The organism is Paenibacillus sp. FSL R7-277 (assembly GCF_000517965.1).
Classification (GTDB): Bacteria; Bacillota; Bacilli; order Paenibacillales; family Paenibacillaceae; genus Paenibacillus_AQ; species Paenibacillus_AQ silagei.
The window spans coordinates 289,791-309,929 of record NZ_ASPX01000080.1; the positions used below are offsets into that span (position 1 = coordinate 289,791).

Annotated in this window: 21 protein-coding genes and 1 riboswitch; of the genes, 10 read left to right on the forward strand and 11 right to left on the reverse strand. The window is 54.2% G+C overall.

The window, feature by feature from the left end:
- Positions 1 to 149: 149 nt before the first annotated feature.
- The gene (gene fabV / locus C173_RS23365) at positions 150 to 1,343 is read left to right on the forward strand and encodes an enoyl-ACP reductase FabV (protein ID WP_036729122.1); all 1,194 of its coding nucleotides are present in this window, start codon (positions 150 to 152) and stop codon (positions 1,341 to 1,343) included.
- A gap of 82 nt (positions 1,344 to 1,425) precedes the next feature.
- Here fabV and C173_RS23370 read toward each other — a convergent pair whose 3' ends face one another.
- The 5 genes from C173_RS23370 to C173_RS23390 are packed head-to-tail and all read right to left on the reverse strand — an operon-like array spanning position 1,426 to position 6,386.
- Complete coding sequence (locus C173_RS23370; protein WP_036729125.1) at positions 1,426 to 2,397, reverse strand: phosphotransferase family protein; 972 nt, start codon at positions 2,395 to 2,397, stop codon at positions 1,426 to 1,428.
- 3 nt (positions 2,398 to 2,400) lie between these two features.
- Positions 2,401 to 3,369 carry a sugar phosphate isomerase/epimerase family protein gene (locus C173_RS23375; protein ID WP_036729128.1) on the reverse strand — a complete coding sequence of 323 codons (969 nt, stop codon included), beginning with the start codon at positions 3,367 to 3,369 and terminating at the stop codon, positions 2,401 to 2,403.
- Between the two features lie 40 nt (positions 3,370 to 3,409).
- A complete protein-coding gene (locus C173_RS23380; RefSeq protein WP_036729129.1) occupies positions 3,410 to 4,480 on the reverse strand; it encodes a Gfo/Idh/MocA family protein in 1,071 nt (356 codons plus the stop codon).
- 48 nt (positions 4,481 to 4,528) lie between these two features.
- The gene (locus tag C173_RS23385) at positions 4,529 to 5,626 is read right to left on the reverse strand and encodes a Gfo/Idh/MocA family protein (protein WP_036729132.1); all 1,098 of its coding nucleotides are present in this window, start codon (positions 5,624 to 5,626) and stop codon (positions 4,529 to 4,531) included.
- Positions 5,619 to 6,386, reverse strand: coding sequence for a sugar phosphate isomerase/epimerase family protein (locus tag C173_RS23390; protein ID WP_036729134.1), 768 nt, complete (start codon positions 6,384 to 6,386; stop codon positions 5,619 to 5,621). Before C173_RS23390 ends, C173_RS23385 begins: the two co-directional genes overlap by 8 nt.
- A 311-nt stretch (positions 6,387 to 6,697) precedes the next feature.
- On the opposite strand from C173_RS23390, the gene C173_RS23395 reads away from it, so the two are divergent.
- Positions 6,698 to 7,516, forward strand: a complete 819-nt coding sequence (locus tag C173_RS23395; protein WP_036729137.1) for a helix-turn-helix domain-containing protein — start codon at positions 6,698 to 6,700, stop codon at positions 7,514 to 7,516.
- A gap of 3 nt (positions 7,517 to 7,519) precedes the next feature.
- On the opposite strand, the gene C173_RS23400 is transcribed toward C173_RS23395, so the two are convergent.
- The gene (locus C173_RS23400; protein ID WP_036729140.1) at positions 7,520 to 7,735 is read right to left on the reverse strand and encodes a hypothetical protein; all 216 of its coding nucleotides are present in this window, start codon (positions 7,733 to 7,735) and stop codon (positions 7,520 to 7,522) included.
- Between the two features lie 240 nt (positions 7,736 to 7,975).
- On the opposite strand from C173_RS23400, the gene C173_RS23405 reads away from it, so the two are divergent.
- Positions 7,976 to 8,656, forward strand: a complete 681-nt coding sequence (locus tag C173_RS23405; protein WP_036729143.1) for a TIGR00266 family protein — start codon at positions 7,976 to 7,978, stop codon at positions 8,654 to 8,656.
- Positions 8,657 to 8,750: 94 nt separating this feature from the next.
- Here the strand turns inward: C173_RS23405 and fur are convergent, their stop codons facing one another.
- The gene (gene fur / locus C173_RS23410) at positions 8,751 to 9,224 is read right to left on the reverse strand and encodes a ferric iron uptake transcriptional regulator (protein WP_036729146.1); all 474 of its coding nucleotides are present in this window, start codon (positions 9,222 to 9,224) and stop codon (positions 8,751 to 8,753) included.
- A 288-nt stretch (positions 9,225 to 9,512) separates the two neighbouring features.
- On the opposite strand from fur, the gene C173_RS23415 reads away from it, so the two are divergent.
- Together C173_RS23415 and C173_RS23420 are read left to right on the forward strand one after the other, a co-directional pair.
- Entirely contained in the window at positions 9,513 to 10,088 is a 576-nt protein-coding gene (locus C173_RS23415) for a hypothetical protein (protein ID WP_036729149.1), read from the forward strand.
- A gap of 114 nt (positions 10,089 to 10,202) precedes the next feature.
- The gene (locus tag C173_RS23420; protein WP_036729152.1) at positions 10,203 to 10,877 is read left to right on the forward strand and encodes an S-layer homology domain-containing protein; all 675 of its coding nucleotides are present in this window, start codon (positions 10,203 to 10,205) and stop codon (positions 10,875 to 10,877) included.
- 592 nt (positions 10,878 to 11,469) lie between these two features.
- Here C173_RS23420 and C173_RS23425 read toward each other — a convergent pair.
- From C173_RS23425 to C173_RS23440, 4 genes are all read right to left on the reverse strand, one after another.
- The gene (locus C173_RS23425) at positions 11,470 to 12,219 is read right to left on the reverse strand and encodes an amino acid ABC transporter ATP-binding protein (protein ID WP_036729154.1); all 750 of its coding nucleotides are present in this window, start codon (positions 12,217 to 12,219) and stop codon (positions 11,470 to 11,472) included.
- Between the two features lie 18 nt (positions 12,220 to 12,237).
- On the reverse strand, positions 12,238 to 12,906 hold the full coding sequence (locus tag C173_RS23430; RefSeq protein WP_036729156.1) for an amino acid ABC transporter permease: 669 nt from the start codon (positions 12,904 to 12,906) through the stop codon (positions 12,238 to 12,240).
- A complete protein-coding gene (locus C173_RS23435) occupies positions 12,906 to 13,760 on the reverse strand; it encodes an amino acid ABC transporter substrate-binding protein (RefSeq protein WP_036729159.1) in 855 nt (284 codons plus the stop codon). Before C173_RS23435 ends, C173_RS23430 begins: the two co-directional genes overlap by 1 nt.
- A gap of 273 nt (positions 13,761 to 14,033) precedes the next feature.
- A complete protein-coding gene (locus C173_RS23440; RefSeq protein WP_051478322.1) occupies positions 14,034 to 15,554 on the reverse strand; it encodes a DHA2 family efflux MFS transporter permease subunit in 1,521 nt (506 codons plus the stop codon).
- Between the two features lie 181 nt (positions 15,555 to 15,735).
- Here C173_RS23440 and C173_RS23445 point away from each other — a divergent pair, with 181 nt between their 5' ends.
- The 5 genes from C173_RS23445 to thiM all read left to right on the forward strand — a co-directional run bounded on the left by C173_RS23445 (position 15,736) and on the right by thiM (position 20,121).
- Entirely contained in the window at positions 15,736 to 16,392 is a 657-nt protein-coding gene (locus C173_RS23445) for a TetR/AcrR family transcriptional regulator (RefSeq protein ID WP_036729161.1), read from the forward strand.
- A gap of 66 nt (positions 16,393 to 16,458) precedes the next feature.
- Positions 16,459 to 16,561: riboswitch (TPP riboswitch) on the forward strand.
- Between the two features lie 131 nt (positions 16,562 to 16,692).
- On the forward strand, positions 16,693 to 17,460 hold the full coding sequence (locus C173_RS23450) for an ABC transporter ATP-binding protein (RefSeq protein ID WP_036729164.1): 768 nt from the start codon (positions 16,693 to 16,695) through the stop codon (positions 17,458 to 17,460).
- Entirely contained in the window at positions 17,441 to 18,217 is a 777-nt protein-coding gene (locus C173_RS23455; protein WP_036729166.1) for an ABC transporter permease, read from the forward strand. The genes C173_RS23450 and C173_RS23455 overlap by 20 nt, the downstream gene beginning before the upstream one ends.
- On the forward strand, positions 18,214 to 19,299 hold the full coding sequence (locus C173_RS23460) for an ABC transporter substrate-binding protein (RefSeq protein ID WP_051478323.1): 1,086 nt from the start codon (positions 18,214 to 18,216) through the stop codon (positions 19,297 to 19,299). The genes C173_RS23455 and C173_RS23460 overlap by 4 nt, the downstream gene beginning before the upstream one ends.
- A gap of 18 nt (positions 19,300 to 19,317) precedes the next feature.
- Complete coding sequence (thiM, locus tag C173_RS23465) at positions 19,318 to 20,121, forward strand: hydroxyethylthiazole kinase (RefSeq protein WP_268748477.1); 804 nt, start codon at positions 19,318 to 19,320, stop codon at positions 20,119 to 20,121.
- The last annotated feature ends 18 nt before the right edge of the window (positions 20,122 to 20,139 follow it).

The following is a 20,139-nucleotide window of genomic DNA, read 5'->3' on the forward strand; positions in this document are numbered from 1 at the left end:
AAGCCAGTTCAACATCATAACATCCGTCCCTTTGCCGTGAAAGTTGTCATCCGGTATGTTCTCTGCTGTCACTGTCCTGCTTGCGGGGATAACACTCGATAAAGTAAATTATATCCTAGGACCACCCAGGAAAGCGAGGTAACACTAAAATGATCATAAAACCAAGAACCCGCGGGTTCATCTGCACGACTGCCCATCCGGCAGGCTGTGCGCAGCAGGTACAGGAGCAAGTGACCTATGTACTGAATCAAAAAAGGTTTACAGGTCCCCGCAATGTGCTCGTTATCGGCGCTTCAACCGGTTACGGGCTTGCTGCCCGAATTGCAGCAGCCTTCGGTGCTGGAGCAGCCACTGTAGGTGTCTATAGGCCGAGTACAGCCAGCGAGACCCGGACCGCCTCCGCAGGCTGGTATAATTCCGCAGCGTTTGAGGAGATGGCCCACACGGCGAGCCTGTGCTCTTATAGCGTGTGCGGGGACGCTTTTACCGCTGAGACAAAAGAACGGACCATCAAGTTGATCCGCAGTGAGCTTGGACAGGTTGATCTGGTCATCTACAGTGTAGCCTCGGCGCGCAGAACAGACCCGCAGACCGGAGAAGTTTATCAATCTGTGTTGAAGCCCATCGGCAGCCCTTATACCAATACAACCGTTAATTTCCATACCGGAGAACTAAGCACCGTACAGATTGAACCGGCCACCGAAGCTGAAATCGATGCTACTGTTCATGTGATGGGCGGAGAAGACTGGCAGCTATGGATTGAAGCGCTCCGGGATTCCGGCGTTCTGGCAGCAGATGCGGTCACTCTCGCCTTCTCGTATGTAGGTCCAGAGCTTACACAGGCTGTCTACCGCGACGGCACCATCGGCCGGGCTAAAGACCATCTGGAAGCTACAGCCTTACAGCTGAATGCAGAATTATCACGAACTGGCGGCCGCGCCTATGTGGCAGTCAGTAAGGGGCTGGTGACCCAATCCAGCTCGGCGATTCCTGTAGTCCCGCTATACATTTCAGTACTCTATAAGGTCATGAAGGAACAGGGAGTGCACGAAGGCTGTATTGAGCAAGCCTACCGGCTGTATACCGGTTTCCTGTACAACCCTGAAGGGACTCCGGTAGATGCGCAAGGGCGAATACGGATAGATGACCATGAGATGAGCCATGCTGTGCAGACGGAAGTGGACCGGATCTGGCCCATGCTAAGCACGGAGAACGTCTACGAATATTCCGATCTGGCCGGTTACAGACGCGAGTTCTTCCAGCTGTTCGGCTTCGAATCCGGCGGCGTTGACTATGAAGCTGACATCAGCCCGGTTGTTGCCATCCGGAACAGCAGCTACTGATTGCTGACTGACATTCATCTGGTCTGTTGTACACAATCTCAAGAGGCCGGAATCTCAGAAGAGATCCGGCCTCTTGTGTATCCTATAGTACCAGAGCCGAGAACCGCTTCCAGGACTCAGCGAGATTCTCATGCGCCCAGTTCACATGATTCTCATCCTTGTACTGGCGCGAATAACATTCTATAAGCATGATAAGGTCCAGATACAGGTCATATAGCTGCTTACGCAGCCCTTCATTCCGGCTGGCAAAAGCCGACCCATACCCTTCATAGAACGCTGCCGAGCTCTCGAAATGCCGGAAATAATACTCCAGCAGCACATCGCCCCACATCGCCCGCTCCCAGTCAATGATGGATACGATTACCCCATCCCTTACAAAGATGTTGCCGTTCCACAGATCCCAGTGCACCAGGCGCGGCTGCGTCACTTCATCCAGAGCAGGCAGATACAGCTCCAGCACCTGTTCTATTTCCTGCTGTTCTGCGGGCAATCGTGCACCCAGCCTGACCGCATCCTGAAGCAGGTTCAGCAGCATAGACCGGAAGGTCTCCCTCCAGGTGAGCCCACTCCCGTCAGACTCTTTGCCGAACAGCCCGAAAGCCGGCCCTTCAATCGCATTGATTCTCCGCTGATACTGACCCAGCTCGTATTCAATGGAATACCGCTGTTCCTCGGTGAGACTCTCCTTCACCTCGTTATACGGCTGCCCTTCAATCTTCTCCATGAAAAAATACGGACACGGAACCAGCTGCAGACTGTCGTCATAGCTGTACACTTCCGGCACAGGCACACCGCCAGCAGCACGTACCAGCCGGAGAGCCTCCACCTCAGCACGCATGATATCCTTCTCGTAGCTAAGAGTCTCTGTCTCCGGGTCCGGAGCCACCTTAAGAATGACGGAGCGGCCGTCGCTAAGCTCCAGGTCATAAGCCGTATTGAAGAATCCGGCAGTCAACTCCCTGCTGCTGGCGATCTGCACATCTGTCCCAAAGGCTGCGGCAGTCAAGAGACTAAGCTGCCAGTCGTTCAATTGGACTTTAGTGAAGCTCTCCACCGGTTAGACCCACCACATCTCAGACAGCGGCTCTTCGATCAGCACCTGCTTGAGATTGTCAACCGCTTTGGAGAAGCCCTCTTCAATGGACATCAAGCCGTCTTCATGCTCAATGCTGACTACAAAGTCGTAGCCTACCAGACGCAGTGCGCTCATCATATCTGCCCAGACCTTGACATCGTGTCCGTAGCCTACGGAACGGAACTGCCAGGCGCGGTCCAGCATATTCGTATAGGACTGCATGTCCGTCAGGCCATGCTTGTTGACGTTCACCGGATCAATAACGGTATCCTTCGCGTGGAAGTGATGGATTGCACCTTCACGGCCGAGAATATGAATGGCCTGTACCGGATCAATTCCCTGCCACCACATATGGCTCGGGTCAAGGTTCGCCCCTATGGCATCCCCGGCAGCTTCTCTTAATCTCAGCAGGGTAGCCGGAGTGTGTACCGAGAAGCCTCCGTGCAGCTCAAGACCAATCTTCACATCATGTGCAGTGGCGAAGGCCGCCTGCTCTGTCCAATAAGGAATGACCTTGTTCTCCCACTGCCAGGCCAGAATCTCCTGGTAATCATTCGGCCATGGGGCAACCGGCCAGTTCGGATATTTCGCGCCTTCATGATCGCCCGGACAGCCGGAGAAGGTATTCACAACCTTGACGCCCAGCTTCTGTGCAAGCTTCACGGTGTCTACAAATACTTCGTGATCCTTGTCTGCCAGCTCCTTCTGCGGGTGCAGCGGGTTGCCGTGGCAGCTTAGCGCGCTGATGATCAAGCCACGGGATTCAATCGCGTGCTTGAATTCCTGAAGGGCCGCTTCATTCTCCAGCAGCTCTTTGGGATTGCAGTGGCTGTTTCCAGGGTACCCTCCGGTACCGATCTCAACGGCTTTCAGTCCTTTGGAGACCACATAATCCAGTGCATCCTCCAGCTTGCGGCCGCCGAACAACACCATAAATACTCCAAGTTTCATTTGCAGATTCCACCTCTCCTAAGGTTGTATTGAAGCCTGCTTAAGCTCCGTAGATATCGAAATTCTTAACCGTCTCGTTACGCTCTGCTGCTTCAAAGATCGCCTCAATCAGTCTTAGCACTCGAAGCACCTCAGCATTCTTGACAATCGGCTCCGCCGTGCCTTCGATGACAGCGGCCAGATTATCATAGAAGCTGGAGGTCATCTCTAATGCCGCAGGCAGATCTTCAAGGACGGTCGAGCCTTCTGAAGGCGGGGCCATCGTCTTAGTCAAGCCTACACCTGCGCGGATCGGTGTGGGTTCAATCTTTTCCGATTCGTGGTTAGGGGCTACAATTCTGCCTCTCAGCGACCAGTCTTCAATAATAGCGGTTCCCCCGGTGCCCTTCACATACCATCTTGGCATCGTAATGAAATTGGTTGTCCCTACCTCGACGATGGCTCTGATGCCGTTCTCGAACTGCAGCACCGCATCGAATCCGTCATCCACGTTATTGCCGAGGATAAAGCTCAGACTGCTGCTGACACTGCTCACCTTGCTGTCAATCATGAACAACAGCTGATCCAGCAGATGCACGCCCCAGTCCAGCAGCATCCCGCCGCCTTGCTCCTTCACATGACGCCAGTCGCCGGGAATTCCGTTGGCACCATGCACCCGGGATTCAATCTGAAAGAGTGATCCAATCGTCCCCCGCTCATACATCTCCCTGATTACGCGGAAATCCTCATCCCAGCGTCTGTTCTGGTGCACCATCAGCACCCGTCCGGCCGCCTCCGCAGCAGCCTGCATCTCGATGAATTCAGCCGAGGACATGGCCACCGGCTTCTCACAGACTACATGCTTGCCCGCCTGAAAAGCCTGAAGGGCAATGTCCTTGTGTACATCATTCGGTGTAGCGATCAGAACGATGTCCACAGCCGGATCTGCCAGCAACTCTTCATAACTGGAATATGCGGTGTAGCCTGCTTCCTCAGCCAGGGCGCGCCGATTTTCCAGCAGATCGAAGGCACCGGTCACTACCACCCGGTCACTCTCTTTGATTAGTTGGGTATGGTAGCTTCCCATTCCGCCGTAACCAACGATGGCTAAAGTATGTTTGATTGAACTCATGGATTCCACTCCTGTTTGTCTAATAGTCGCGTGAACCGGAAGATGCTCTTAGTTGTCAGAACTTCCGTCGAAATATACGGCGCGTCCGGTACGTGCTGATTCATACACAGCTTCAAGAATCTGGGTAACTACGAAGGCCTGCTCCGGCAGAACCACCGGATCCTTGTCTTCTCTTACGGCTTCCAGCCACAGACGGGCTTCACGGTCTGCTTCATTCTCCGCAGCTCCGCTGTAGAAGGCTACACCGCCGGAGGACAGGTCCACCTTGGTCTCATAGAGGCGGCCGGCACGTTCACCGTTCAGACGCAGCCCGTCCTTCATATCCGCACCGCCTTCCGTTCCGGCAAGCATCGTCTTGGCTTCGCCGAATTCGGACACATTCAGCGCCCAGCTCGATTCAAGTACAATTGTAGCACCGTTCTCCATTGTAATGAAGCCGAAGGCGGAATCTTCTACCTTGAATTGTTCAGGGTCCCATGGACCGAAGGCATTTGCGGCATTTTTCTTCTGGCCCAGCTTATGGAAGGTAGAGCCTACCACCATACGCGGCTTGTAGTTATTCATCAGCCAGAGTGTCAGATCCAGCGCATGGGTACCGATATCGATCAGCGGTCCTCCGCCCTGTTTCTCTTCATCCAGGAACACGCCCCAGGTTGGAACCGCGCGGCGGCGAAGCGCAATAGCCTTACCGTAATAGATATCGCCAAGCTCCCCTTCTTCACACAGCCCCTTCAGATATTCACTGTCTGCGCGGAAACGGTTCTGATAAGCGATGGACAATTTCTTGCCAGTACGCTTAGCGGCATCCAGCATTTCCTTAGCCTGTGCAGTGGTCTTGGCCATCGGCTTCTCACACAATACATGATTGCCGGCTTCCAGTGCAGCAACCGTAATCTCGGAATGGCTGTCATTCGGCGTGCAGACATGCACGATATCGAATCCGCCCGTTGCCAGCAGCTCACGGAAATCGGTAAATACAGCAGCGCCTTCCGAGCCGTAGGTCTTGGCAGCCTCCTGGGCACGTTCTTCCACGATATCACAGAATGCCACCATTTCGGCATCCTCCTGACGGGCAAGGCTTGGCATATGTTTGCCGTTTGCGATACCACCGCAACCGATAATAGCAATTTTGAGTTTGTTAGACATGAATACTTCCTCCTTGATTCTCATATGTTTTGATCCAGTTCAAGCTGTCAGCGACACTACCAAGCGGCGAGCGGCTGCAGAAGTCCTGCTCCACCACTGCCCATTCCACACCAGCGCTAGCTGCTGCTTCAATGATCGCAGCCAGATCCACTTCACCTTCGCCGAGTACTACAGTCTCCGGTGAGCCGTCTTCTTTCTTCTTCAGATCCTTGAGGTGGATGATCGGCAGGCGGCCTGCATACTTACGGATATATTCTGCCGGATCATATCCGCCGTAATACACCCAGCATGTATCCATCTCCACTTGAAGCTGCTCAGCAGGCACCGCTTCGAACAGATAATCAAAGGCCGGCTGGCCGTCAACCTTCTCCGTGAATTCAAAATCATGATTATGATAAGACAGAACAGCACCGGCAGCTTTGCATTTCTCGCCGATGGTCCGCAGACCCGCGGCTACCTCCGGCCAGTTCCGTTGTTCTTCTGTCAGATAAGGCACGATCAGATTGCGGTTGCCGATCTCCAGATTGAAGGTGATCTCCTGCTCCGTATCATTCAGCATCGCATCGTACGGACGGTGTGCTCCGACAGCAACAAGCCCTGTCTCTTCAAGCAGCGCCTTCACCTGCCCGGCCGTACGGCCGAAATAGTGGAAGAACTCCACACCGCTGTAGCCCAGCTCGGCTACCTTACGTATAGTTCCCTCGAAATCCTGTTCCAGTTCTTCTCTCAGCGTGTACAGCTGCAGTCCAACCTTAAGCATTGTTATTCCCACTCCTTATATGATCCGGAGTTATCCTGTTCTTGCCGCCGCCGCACTCCCGGTACCTTCCCTGAAGCGCATCACCTGAACAAACGGGCTGTAAACATTGGAGAACGCAGCGTTCTCATGGTTTCATCCACTGCTTCCAGAGTTTGTAAATGTAGCGATTAGCGCCGCAATACGGCCTTCTCCACATCATTTATATGTTTTTTGCTTAGCTACATGGTAATATGAAAGCGTATATAATAAAATGAATAATATGATTAAAACATGAACAATCTGCTTATCATTTATTAGACTAGGAGGGACACATGACAACATCTGCCGCTTGCCACATTCTATCCGCCGGATTCTCCTTCCACCGCAAACCATTTCATATGTCACGCAGCGAGGGTGTACAGTATTATCTGCTGCGGCTCCAGACTGAAGGGCGCAGCCGCACCAGGGAGAACGGAGCCATTACGACCGTTGAGAGCGGTGATCTCATGCTGTTCGCACCGAATGATCCCTACTACTTGAGTATCGACAAGGAAGTCTATCCCGTCGGCAAGCCGAGGATCGAGAGCGGTGACTATCATATCTTTTGCAGCGGCCCGTGGATTGAAGAATGGTGGGGACGCAAGCAGCGTCCGGCGGTACTCCGCCTGCCGATGAGTGATCATATTCTAGGCCTCTTCCGCCAGCTTGTGCTGGAGCAGCGCCGCTTGTCGGACTCCTCTCCGGATATCTCTGCTTGTTATCTGCAGATTCTATGTATGGAGATTGACCGGCTGATGATTGATCAGCCCGCGATCTCACCGAAGGCTTATCTGGCTTACCGGATGAAGCAGTACGTTGAGGAACACGCCTCTTACGCCTTCCGGCTGGAGGATGTGGCCGCACATGTGGATATCTCGGTCTCCCGGGCGGTTCATCTGTTCAAGGAAGCCTTCGGCACCACGATTGTCAAATATGTAAATGATGTACGGCTGGATATGGCCCGGGAAAAGATTACGTTCAGCCCCATGCCGCTGGAGCATGTCTCCGAGACCTGCGGTTTTGCGAACTATACCTATTTCCACCGGATTTTCCGCAGCCGGTTCGGCATGTCGCCCAAGGAGTACCGTATTCACAGCAGGGCACAGGTATAAGTATTACCCCGCTGCTCCCAGGCATGCAAAAGGAGCGCCATCATGGAAGATCCGCTCCTTGTGTTTGACCTTATTCAGTTGCTGGCGTTTGCCGGGTGTAACTCTGACATGCTGGGAGATGGCCCCGTAATCCTGATTGAGTCTGCGGTTTCTTTCTGCACACCATGTGCCTGAGCGCTCTGCCTTAAGCAGCGCCTTCTGCGTTCTTGTCCGTGCCATAAGCGGCGACACTCCTTGTCAATCGTATATTCAGTGCGGCTGCACTGTCTGTTCAATTTTAACACAATATCTTAATCGCTGCCCGGTACTCTTCACTATAATCATCTCTTACCGCATGTTAGCTCCTTGTTGCCTAAAGCGCGGCTTGCAGTAGAACAGCCTGTTACAGTATCCTTGAGGAGCAAGCTACATACCTGTGATCATAGGAATACAACCGGAAGAATGAGGAGGAACACTATTATGAAATATGATGTGCTGTATGACGGCGCCTTCGCCATGCTTAAGGTCCTGCTGGAGCCGGGCGAGAGCGTTAAGGCGGAGATGGGTGCGATGGTCGCCATGTCACCGAATGTGGAGCTGCGGGGCACCGTGGACGGCGGAATTATGCGCGGCCTGGGCCGCATGCTGAGCGGGGAGAAATTCTTCTTCCAGGAGCTGACCGCCACGCGCGGACAGAGTGAGGTGCTGCTCTCACCCGGTTCTATCGGGGATGTACAGGCCATTGAGCTGGACGGGTCGTACAAGCTGATCGTACAGAAGGACGGCTTCCTGGCGGGAACCCAAGGCATTCAGGTCAATACCAAGATGCAGAATCTGACCCGCGGCCTGTTCTCCGGCGAAGGCTTCTTCATTCTGGAAATCAGCGGCAGGGGCACAGTCTTCCTCTCCTCCTTCGGAGCGATTCACGCCATTAACCTCGGACCGGGCGAAGAGATGATCATCGATAACGGACATCTTGTAGCTTGGCCGGACTATATGGATTACAAGGTGGAAAAAGCAGCCTCCGGCTGGCTGAACAGCTTAACCAGCGGCGAGGCCCTGGTCTGCCGGTTCCGCGGCGAAGGGGTGATCCTGGTTCAGACCCGCAATCCCGGCAGCTTCGGAACCTGGATCAAGTCCTTCGTTCCGAACCGTTCCTAGCAGCGGCATTTCGCAGATTTCGTAACTTCTTAATATTAGCAAGAAGGCGCAGGCTGAACTTCAGCCCTGCGCCTTCTGTGCGTTGCAGTTGTGCTTATGAGACGGCGCGGCAGTCCTTGTCGCCCTTACAGCCGTTCTTTTGACAGCTATTATAGGTGCCTTTGAAATCGAGCCGGTGATCAGTCACACTGAAGCCATATTCACGGGCTACCCGCGCCTCCAGCTCCACCAGCCAATCATCCTTGATCTCTTCCAGCTTACCGCATACATTGCAGATCAGGTGATGATGCATATGCACATGATCGTCGTCGCGCAGATCATAACGGGCGACGCCGTCGCCGAAATTCATTTTTTGCACAATATGAAGTTCACACAGCAGCTCCAAGGTACGGTAGACGGTCGCCAGCCCCAAATGCGGGTAACTGCGCTTGACCAGCATATATACCTCTTCCACGCTTAGATGATCCTTCTCATTATCCAGCAGCACCCTCACTATCGCCTCACGCTGTGGTGTAAGCTTATAATTATGAGCCGCAAACTGCTGGCTGATATTTGCCACTCGGTTCACCCGGGTTCCCACCTTTCCGGAAGCAGAACAATTCCCGCAGAATAATTAGTAATCGTTACGATATAAGCATAACAAACTTGCCCGTCAAAGAAAAGTCCTGACACCAGTATAACACCACTTGCCCGTAATAGCCCCCCCTCTGCCGCTCCACGCACAGATAATATTTCTGCCGAAACCGGGTCCGCCCATTCCGAAGTGCCCGCTATCCCCATACTCTATATCAAGATCACATGAAACCTATAAGTGCTTATATTAAAACGAATATGTAAAAAAGTGAGGATGATCCGGATGGCGAAAGTACAACCTAAGCAGACGCAGCGGCTTGTAACAGCCCGTGTACTGCGCAGCGTAGCTGCGGCCATGCTGCCGTTCTACCGGAAAATTGCCGGAAACCGCAGTTATGCCAGGCAATGGACAACCGCGATTGTCACTGCCGACCTGGACCTGATGGGCAGCTTGCTCCACAGTATCCCCGCACTTGCGGATGCGGAGAATTACGGAACGAACGGGATCGGTTATTTCATCTCTTTCCCTTTCCCGCTGCCTGTTGCCTTCTATACCAATGGCACGACGATTCCGCCGGGAACCGCTCAGTTCACCTTCAATACAGACGCCCACCGCTGCATAGCGCGTTCCATCATCCCGTTGTACCGCGAGCTTGCGGTTAACCGGAGCTTCGCGGAAGCGATGGCTGCCGCCATCCGGCGTAAGGACAACCGGGCGGTAAGGGCGATGGTCCGCAGCCATGTGAAGACAACGTCACTGAAATCCGTAACGATTGAAGAAAGCGGAATAGCCCTGCTGTTCAAGACCAGATTCAGCCGGTACCCCTACCGCAATCTGCTGTTTCAGGAAATGATGTAGCTGGCCGGACCTGTAGACCGGGATTCATTCGCTTGCAACCTTTTCTGATCTCATTACGTTAGAGGAGTTGATACAGGCCAAACGGCCCAACCCTATAATAGAGGTGGAATTCAGATGAGTATGAAAAAAAACACGATCGCAGCTATTACAGCAGTAACCCTCCTTTCCTTCTCTCTTGGCGGACAAATTTTCGCAGCCGGCAGCAGCTTCAAAGATATCGGCCAGGTGACCGGTAAGGATAAGATCAACTCTCTGAAGGAGCAGGGCCTGATCAAAGGAATCTCCGACACCCAATTTCTGCCGGCATCCACAGTAACTACAGCGCAAGGGATACAGTTTATCTCCGGCGGTCTCCAGCTTAGCCTGGCAGCGATTGATTTCAATAAGGCACCACAGGCAAGTGCGCTTTTCTCCAAAGTAAAAGACAATGCCTGGTACGCCGAAGCCTTCATCAATGCCCATTATAATGGTGTGAATATCCCGGCCAATATCGATCCGGCCAAGCCGATTACCAAAGAGCTGTATACCAGTATGCTGGTTCAAGCCGTGGAAAAGGCCGGTAACCTGCCGATGATCAATCTTGTCCCAGTTGAACTTACAGATGCAGACGCGCTGGACCCTTCCTATCAAGGCAGCATTCAGCGGGCGCTGAAATACAAGATCACTGCCCTCGATGCCAGCGGCAAGTTCAATCCGAAGAGCAATATTACCCGCGCTGAAGCAGCAGTAATGCTATATAACACGCTGGACTACTTGAAGTCCGTTAGCGATGGCGGCACACAGAAGTAAAGGAAAGTTGGATTCGTTCATACCGCTTTATCCGCGTATGATAGATAATAGGCTGTCCCGGAAGCCGTTACGGCTAGGGGCAGTCTTGTTTTTTTATTGTATTTGTAATGGAGTATAAATTACGGCGACGCTTAGGAGCACGCTCCGCTTCTCTACAATCATTCCGCCCGCTCCGCTGTTTAAGAGGGGAGTTACAAACACGGATTCAAGTGCACTTCTTCGTTTACGTTCGCCTACCACCTCATCTTCGCGTAAACACAATGTATGCTGTTTTTCACATACATTTGGTCCATATGCCTGCTTGCGGGCACAATGTATATTGTTTTTCACATACATTCAGACCGTGTGCCTGCTTGCGAGCACAATGTATGCTGTTTTTCACATATATTCAGACCGTATGTCTGCTTGCGAGCACAATGTATACTGTTTTTCACATACATTAGCTCATGAACTGTTGTACCAGCCATTTGCACTCGGTTTTACGCATGTACACTATATCCGCAATGGACAGTAACTATAATTTCCTACAAAACAATAAAAAGGCAGACCAGGACTCCCCTCCCGGTCTGCCTTAATATACTCCGTCCCGCAATCACTCTTCCCCGCTTAGCCGGTTCAGGAATTGAAGTGCGCGCGGGTTCTTCGTCTGCTCCAGTACCTCCCGGGGGGTTCCCTGCTCCAGAATGACTCCGTTATCCATCAGGATGATCCGGTCGGCCACATCGGCCGCGAATTTCATCTCATGGGTGACGATGACCATGGTCATGCCTTCCCGGGCCAGCTGCTTGATGACCTTCAGCACCTCGCCGACCAGCTCAGGATCAAGCGCCGAGGTCGGCTCATCAAACAGCAGCACCTCCGGCGAGACCGCCATGGCGCGGGCTATCGCTACACGCTGCTGCTGGCCGCCGGACAGCTGATGCGGATACGCATCTGCCTTGTCTGCCAGACCCACCTTGTCCAAGAGTGCCAGCGCCTTGCTGCGCGCTTCCTCCTTGGAACGCTTTTGTACCGTGATCTGTCCCTCCATGACATTGCCGATCGCCGTCATATGCGGGAACAGATTATAGGACTGGAACACCATTCCTGTCTGCTGGCGCAGGGACAGTACGGTACGCTGTGGAATTTTGGCGCCCGGGGTGAAATCCAGCTTAATCGTGTTCAGCGTAAGACTGCCCTTGTCAGGGGTCTCCAGCAGGTTGAAGCAGCGCAGCAGCGTGGTTTTGCCGGAGCCGGAAGGTCCGATGATGACCATGACCTGGCCGTGTTCAACGGCGAGATCCACACCTTTTAGCACCGCAAGCGGCCCGAAGGACTTATGTAAATCGCGTATTTCAATCATGCGTATGCCTCCTTAACCTTAACTGGCCGAATACCGGTCCAGCCGCTTCTCCAAGTAATTCTGCAGCGCCGATAACACGGAACAGAACAGCAGATAGAACAACGCCGCTTCGCAATATAGCAGCAGGGGTTCATAGGAGGTCGCCACAATCTGCTGGGCTTTTCGGAAAATCTCAACATAAGTAATACTGGCCGCAAGCGAAGTATCCTTAACCAGGCTAATAAAAGAATTCGATAACGGCGGAACCGACACACGGGCCGCTTGAGGCAATATCACCCGGCGCAGAGCCTGCTTCCGGCTCATTCCCACCGAGAACGCGGCCTCCCACTGGCCTTTGTGGATAGACAGGATGGCAGCCCGGACAATCTCGGAGGAGTAGGCCCCAACACTGAGCGTGAACCCGATGACAGCGGCGATGAACGGATCAAGCACAATCCCGGCAGCGGGCAGTCCATAGAAAATAATAAACAGCTGCACCAGCAGCGGCGTTCCCCGAATCACCCAGACGTAGAAGCGGGCGATCAGCCGCGGAAGCCTCCAGGAGGACAGCCGGGCAAGTGCCGTAATTACAGCCAGCAGCAGGCCCAGGATGAATGATACCAGTGCTAACGGAAGGGTAAAAGCCACCCCTGCTTTGAACAGAGGCAGCAATGAATCGAGAAATATTTGTATTTGGCGGTCATCCATCATTTCGATACGTCAGTGCCGAAGTACTTCTCGGAGATCTTAAGGTAGGTTCCGTCGCTCTTCATAGCGGTCAGTGCTTCGTTCACAGCCTGCACCAGCTCGTCATTCCCTTTCAGGAAGACTGCGGCACTATGCGAGCCTTCGGCAATCTCATCCACCTGCTTGATCTTAACATCCGGCTTCTGCTTCTTCAGATCTAGGAAAGACAAGCCGTCATTGACAGTGGCGTCAATCCGTCCGGAGAGCAGCAGATCAATCGCCTGGTTGAAGCCTTCGGTAGATACGATCTCGGCACCGTTGTCTGTGGCGATTTTGCCGAGGTTGCTGGTGAGCGACTGGCCGGCTTTTTTACCCTTGAGATCAGCGAATGTCTTAATATCCTGATTATCCTCCGGCACGATCAGCACAGCCTTGGAGACAATATACGGATCGGAGAAATCATATTTCACTTTGCGCTCATCGGTGATAGAGACTTCATTGAAGATCACATCGAAGCGCTTCGCATCCATCCCGGCAAAAATCCCATCCCATTGCGTCTCAATGAACTCCGGCTTCACACCCAGGCGCTTGGTGACTTCTTCGGCGATCTCGACATCGAAGCCCGTCAGCTTGCCGTCTGCATCATGGAAGGTGAACGGTGCGTAGGTCCCTTCAGTTCCGATGCGCAGCTTACCGCTGGCTTTGACGGCTTCCAGGCTGTTCTGCTCCCCGGAAGCTGCACCCTCTGTAGCCGCAGCCGTAGGTTCAGCCGGAGTGTTGCCGCCCGTTGCTGTCTTGTCCGTATTGTTGCTTCCGCAAGCCGCAGCCGTGACCATGGTCAGGAGCAGCATAATAGTTAGACTTAGTTTTTTCATTCGATGAATCCCCTCTCGTATCTTCTTCTCTTCAGGCACCGTAATTAGTGACAAAATGAATCGTAACACCGGGGTGTTACCTCCGTCAATAACTTTTTCCGATTATATGCATCGGATTTATATTGTATTGATTTTCCATAGCTTAGCTTGCCCCAAATTCTGCTCCTGCATCAGGATATTCAGAACAGAAATCAACAAAAAAAAGCGACCCTCCGGCAAAAGGAGAATCGCTGCTCTATGGATGTTACAAGCTCTGCTTCTGTGTGGGCATAGCTATACGTGCATGATTTCCGGTGCCGCCTTTTCCTTGGAACGCTCAGCTCCGGAATGGCGGCCCCGCCGCAGCAGCAGTCCAAGGACCGCACCGCCAAGCGCGACAAACATCATAATGTGGAACGTGTCCGCGAAGCCTTGCGACAATACCGTCTGCTTAGCCAGCAGAAGCGCATCCTGCGAAGCGCCTGCGGTACTCTTTCCGGCAGCGGCAGCGGCCTCCTGCATCTCGGTACCGCGCGCCGTTGTTCTTGCCGTCAGAATCGTAACCAGCGTCGAGACGGCCAGCGAGGTAATTACCTGCTGCATCGAGTTCGTCAGCGAGGTTACCCGGTTCACCAGATGGCTTGGCGCCTTGTTGAGCAGATGCGTATTCATCGGCATCATCATCATACCCATTCCGGCCCCGCACATGATCAGCGGAAGGATCAGGTCGCGGCTCTGCGTGGTAAGATCCACATGGGAATACTGGAATAACGCACCGGAGACCAGACTGAGACCGCAGACCACGAGCCAGCGCACACCGATCCGGTCGAACAGTATTCCGGCAATTGGCATCATCAGCCCGGAAGCGATCGCTTGCGGCAGCAGCGTCAGGCCGGTATCAAATGCGCCGAAGCCGCGGGCCTGCTGCAGAAATTGCGGGAGCAGGAATAACGCGCCATATAAGCCGAACTGGGCAATCCACTGCACGATGATCCCTGTCGTGAAATCAACGGATTTCAGAATCCGCAGCTCCAGCAGCGGTGTCTTGGAGCGCAGTTCAGCGATGACAAAAGCGATCAGCGCCACAGCGCCCAGCAGCAGCCCGATCAGCGTCTTCTCAGAGGTCCAGCTCTGCGCGCCCTGGCTGACCCCGTAAGTGAGCGAAGCAAACGCCAGCGGGCCAAGAACCATACCGAGCTTATCCATGCCGGGCACGCTGTTCTTCGCCGCATTCGGCAGCTTGCGCAGTCCGATCAGCACAGCAATGATGCCAATCGGAATATTAATGAGGAAGATCCAGCGCCAGGAATGGTATTCAACCAGCCAGCCCGACAATACCGGACCAATAGCGGGTGCGAACAGGACGGGAATGCCCATAATCCCCATGACAACGCCAACCTTACTTTTGGGAGCCAGTCTGTACACATAGGCCATCCCGACAGGGAGCACACAGCCGCCGCCAAGTCCCTGAATGACCCGGAAAACAATCAGCCATTCGGCGCTGCTTGGTGTAGCACACAGAATCGAACCTATCGTAAACACAATTACCGCCGTCAGGAAGACCGTCTTGGCCCCGAACCGGTCAGACAGCCAGCCTGACAGCGGAATAACTGAAGCCTGAGCCAGCATATATCCGGTAACTACCCACTGCAGCGTATGCAGGTCCGTCTTGAAATCCACCACCAGCCTGGACAAGGCTACATTCATCGCCGTACTGTCCAGCACAACCATAAATACTCCGGCAATAATGGCCAGCAGCGGAACCAGAATGCTGGACAGCCGGAAATCGGCTTCCTGCTTCAAGGTCTGATCCATGTCTCTTCTCCTCCTGAGCTGTCCGCGTTCTACATTGACCTGCGGGCAGATTGTTCTATATAATGAGTGAACGGACAACTGTCCGTAAGTGCAATTCATAGTCTACGGACAATTGTCCGTTGTGTCAATTCTTTTATTTATTTTTCTGTAAATCGCTGATTTATTTCTGAAAGGGGTTCTCATGAAAAAGCCAGACACCGATGCTGCACAGCTCCCGCGCTCAGCTCCGCAAGCCAAAGAATCCGCTCCGCCCGAGTCCGCCGATCCTTATGTACAGCGGATTCTTGAAGCTGCACGCCAGTTGTTCACCGAGAGCGGACTTGAGGCAGTCAGCATGTACAGCATTGCCAAGCGGGCAGGCATAGGACAAGGCTCCCTGTACCGCCGCTTCACGGACAAGGGTGAGATCTGTTCTGCACTGCTGAAGGGCAGCGCAGATCAATTCCTGTCCGGGCTGGAGCAGCAGGTGGCTGCCAGTGCCGGTGAAGCTCCGGCTCTCGCTCAGCTGCAGAGCAGCATTGAGCAGATTGCCGATTTCATTGAGCAGTATGCTGAGCTGCTGAATATGATCAAAGCCGAGTTCACCGGTAAGAAGCAGCTGACCCAGTTTGAGCATCCTTTTTTTCAGCGGCTGGGGGTGATGATGACAGAGCTGCTGCAGCGTGCTGCGGAGGGCGGTGAGATTATTGACATTGATCCTGCCTTTGCGGCCACGGCCTTAATCTCTGTCCTCAGCCCAGATCTGTACCTGTATGAGCAAAAGCGGCACCACTCCTCCAAACTGGACATCTCCCGGGGCATCGTCACCTTGTTCGTGACCGGTCTGGCGAAGCGCTGACCGCCTGCTCTTTACAAGAGGGGAATTTGTGGTATATTAAGTAGCAATTACGAATTCAATAGCAATATTATTCACTAGGGGAGTCGGCCGACTGAGACGGAGCTTAAGCTCCGGACCCTTTGAACCTGATCTGGATCATACCAGCGGAGGGAAGTGGAGCAGAATGTATCAGTGGTTCCCGTCACAGGGCCGCAGCCGACTGTACCTTCCGCCCCATTCATTGCCTCCGGGAATGAATGGGGCTTTTTTGTGCTCCGCGCAGGTTCTATTTCAATCCGGGGAGGTTTCGTACATAGTCTTATGATCAACATTAGCAATCTATCCTATGCTTTCGGGACCGGTTCGTCCCGGACACCCGTCTTCTCAGAGCTATCCATGAATGTGCAGCGCGGCGAATTCATTTCTGTTGTAGGCGGAAGCGGATGCGGCAAAAGCACCTTGTTCAAAATCATCGCCGGCCTGCTGGAGCCGGACAACGGCAGGATTACGCTGAACGGAGCCGAGTCCGCTACAGCAGCGAAGAGGCTGGGCAGTGTGGCCTACATGCCGCAGCAGGATCTCCTCCTGCCTTGGCGGACCGTAATGGACAATTGTCTGCTGCCCTGGGAACTCAAGCGCAGCCGTCCCAAAGCGGCCGCCGTGGCCGAGATTCGTACCCTGCTGCAACGCTTCGGCCTAGAGGGAACCGAAGGGGCTTATCCCCAGGAGCTGTCCGGCGGGATGCGCCAGCGCGTGGCGGTCCTCCGCACCGTGGCGGCGGGGAATGACCTGCTGCTTCTCGATGAGCCGTTCGGGGCGCTCGATGCCATTACCAAGCGCTCACTGCAGCGCTGGCTGCTCGAGTTATGGGCGGAGCTGGACAAGACGGTGCTGTTCATCACCCATGATCTGGAGGAGGCTCTGCTGCTCAGTGACAGAATCTATCTAATGACGGGCAGTGGCGGCGGGATGCAGGAATTCCCAGCCGGTCTCCCCCGTCCGCGTCATCACAGTCTGAACTATCAACCGCAGTTCGCCGCCCTGCGCCAGGAATTGGAGCTGAAGCTATATGAGAACCGCCGCTCCTAGAAGATTGCTCCAGCATTACGGTCCGGCTTCCCTGCTCGCCCTGCTGACGCTTGCAGTCTGGGAGACTGTAGCGCGGCTGGGCCTGGTTCCTTCCTTCATTCTTCCGGCTCCGTCTGCGGTCTGCAAGGCCTTGCTGGAGGAACGCCGCCTGTTATTCGGGGTGCATCTGCCGGCTACACTGCTTGAGGTACTCACGGGCTTCGCACTGTCTGTGGTCTGCGGCTGCCTGCTGGGAGTCGCCATGCACCTGTTCAGTCCGCTGGCCAAGGCGCTGTACCCGCTGCTGATCATCAGCCAGACGGTTCCGCTGATCGCGCTCTCTCCCCTGTTCATCATGTGGTTCGGCTACACCCTATGGAGTAAGGTCGCCGTTGTCTTCCTGACCGCTTTCTTCCCGGTGGTCATCGGCACCTATGACGGCTTGTCCAAGAACACGGACGCCTACCGGGAGCTGCTGCTGACATATGGCGCGAACCGTTGGCAGATTCTCGGGAAGGTGGGCGTTCCGCTGGCCCTGCCCTCTTTTTTCTCCGGACTGAAGCTGTCGGCTGTGTACTGTGTGATCGGTGCAACCATCGGGGAATGGCTTGGAGGCAGCCAGGGATTGGGCTATTTCAGCCGCAGAATGGCAGGGAATCTCCAGAGTGCCAAGATGTTCGCCGCTGTTGTCTTGTTATCCGTGCTCGGTATCCTGCTGTTTCTGGCTGTCGCCGCACTGGAGAAGATTATTCTGAAGAAAAGAGGACGTTATTCATGACTACTATCCGCTATTTCCGTTATCTGCACCATGCGATTTCAAGGCCAACCGTTCTACTGTCTGCTCTGCTGCTCTGTATGCTGCCCGTCCTGGCAGGCTGCACCAATACGAACAGTCCGGCAGCCTCCGGCTCTTCGGCGGGGACTACAGCCACTTCTGAAGCTGGGACTGGAGCCGAAGGCGCAGTCCATAAGCTGACGATTATGCTCGACTGGTATCCCAATGCTGTCCACTCTTTTTTGTATGCGGCAGAGGCTGAAGGCTATTTCGCCGAGGAAGGTCTGGAGGTTGATATTCAGATGCCGGCCGATACCAATGATGCGCTGAAGCTTGTTGCTGCGGGAAAGGTGGACCTGGCACTCAGTTACCAGCCGCAGGTATTGATGGCACGGGGGGAGCAGATTCCGGTCAAGTCGATTGCCGCGCTGGTGCGCCACCCGCTGAATCATCTTATGGTAGCCGCAGACAGCGGCATTACCCGCCCCGGAGAGCTGTCCGGCAAGCAAGCCGGATATTCCTCCGTCCCGTTGTATGAAGCCATGCTGAACACGATGGTCAAAAGCGATGGCGGGGACCCTTCCTCCCTCAAGCTGGTGGATGTCGGCTATGAGCTGATTCCTGCTCTCTCCACCGGACGGGTGGATGGCATTATGGGCGGATTCATCAATCATGAGCAGCTGATTCTGGAGCAGCAAGGCCATCCGGTCCGCTCTTTCAATCCTGTGGATTACGGGGTCCCGGACTATTATGAGCTGGTGCTGGTCGCCAGTGAGCAAGGACTGCAGGATTCGCAAGGCTATTATCAGAAGTTCGTGGATGCGATCAGAAAAGGCCAGCAGTATGTAGCCGATCACCCGGATGAAGCACTGAAGCTTCTGCTTGCCCATCAGGAGGATACCGCTCCACTGGATGAAGCGATTGAGAAGCGCAGTCTGGAGATCCTGCTGCCGCTGATGGATGCCGGTTCCCAGCCCTTCGGCTATCAGGACAGCGCATCATGGGAGAAGGTGAACCAGTGGCTGAGCGAGAACGGTCTGCTGGCTGCCGAAGTGGATGTTAAGAATGCTTTTATTAATTTTTAATTACATCTTTCAGGAGGAATTCATATGTCTTATCTGTCCAAAGTACGCCAGGCGAATCCGCTGGTGCATAATATCACGAATATCGTAGTCGCTAACTTCACAGCTAATGGGCTTCTGGCCCTGGGAGCTTCGCCGTTCATGGCCGATGCCATTGAAGAAGTAGCGGATGTCGCCGCCATGTCCGGCGCGGTTGTGCTGAACATCGGCACACTGAATGAGGCTGCCATCGCTTCCATGATCGAGGCCGGGAAGGCTGCGAACCGCCACCATGTACCGCTCGTGCTTGATCCCGTTGGAGCCGGTGCTACCGCCTACCGCACGGATGTTACAGCTAAGCTGCTCAGTGAGCTACAGCTTACTGCGCTGCGCGGCAATGTGGCCGAGGTTGCCAATGTGGCCGGGGAGAGCTGGGCTAGCAAAGGCGTGGATGCCGGAGCAGGCGAGGGCGATGTAGTAGCTCTAGCCATTAAAGCAGCGCAGAAGCTGAACTGTGTCGTAATTATCACCGGCAAGGAAGACATCATTACAGACGGCAAACGCACTTATATCGCCAGCAACGGGCACTCCATCCTGACCCGGGTGACCGGAACCGGCTGCCTGCTCAGTGCTGTGGTGGGTGCATTTCTTGCCGTAAGCGGCGGGGAGGTGCTTGAGGCGGCTGCCGAGGCCCTCTCCTTCTACGGCGTGGCAGCAGAGCTTGCCGCTGAGGCGGCTGAAGCCCAAGGTCCGGGCAGCTTCCAGATTGGGTTCCTGAATCAATTGTCACTAGTGACCCCGGAGCAATACAGCAGCCGCTCACGGCTGAAGCTGCTCGAAGCCTAAAACGCCGCAAAGGAGGGG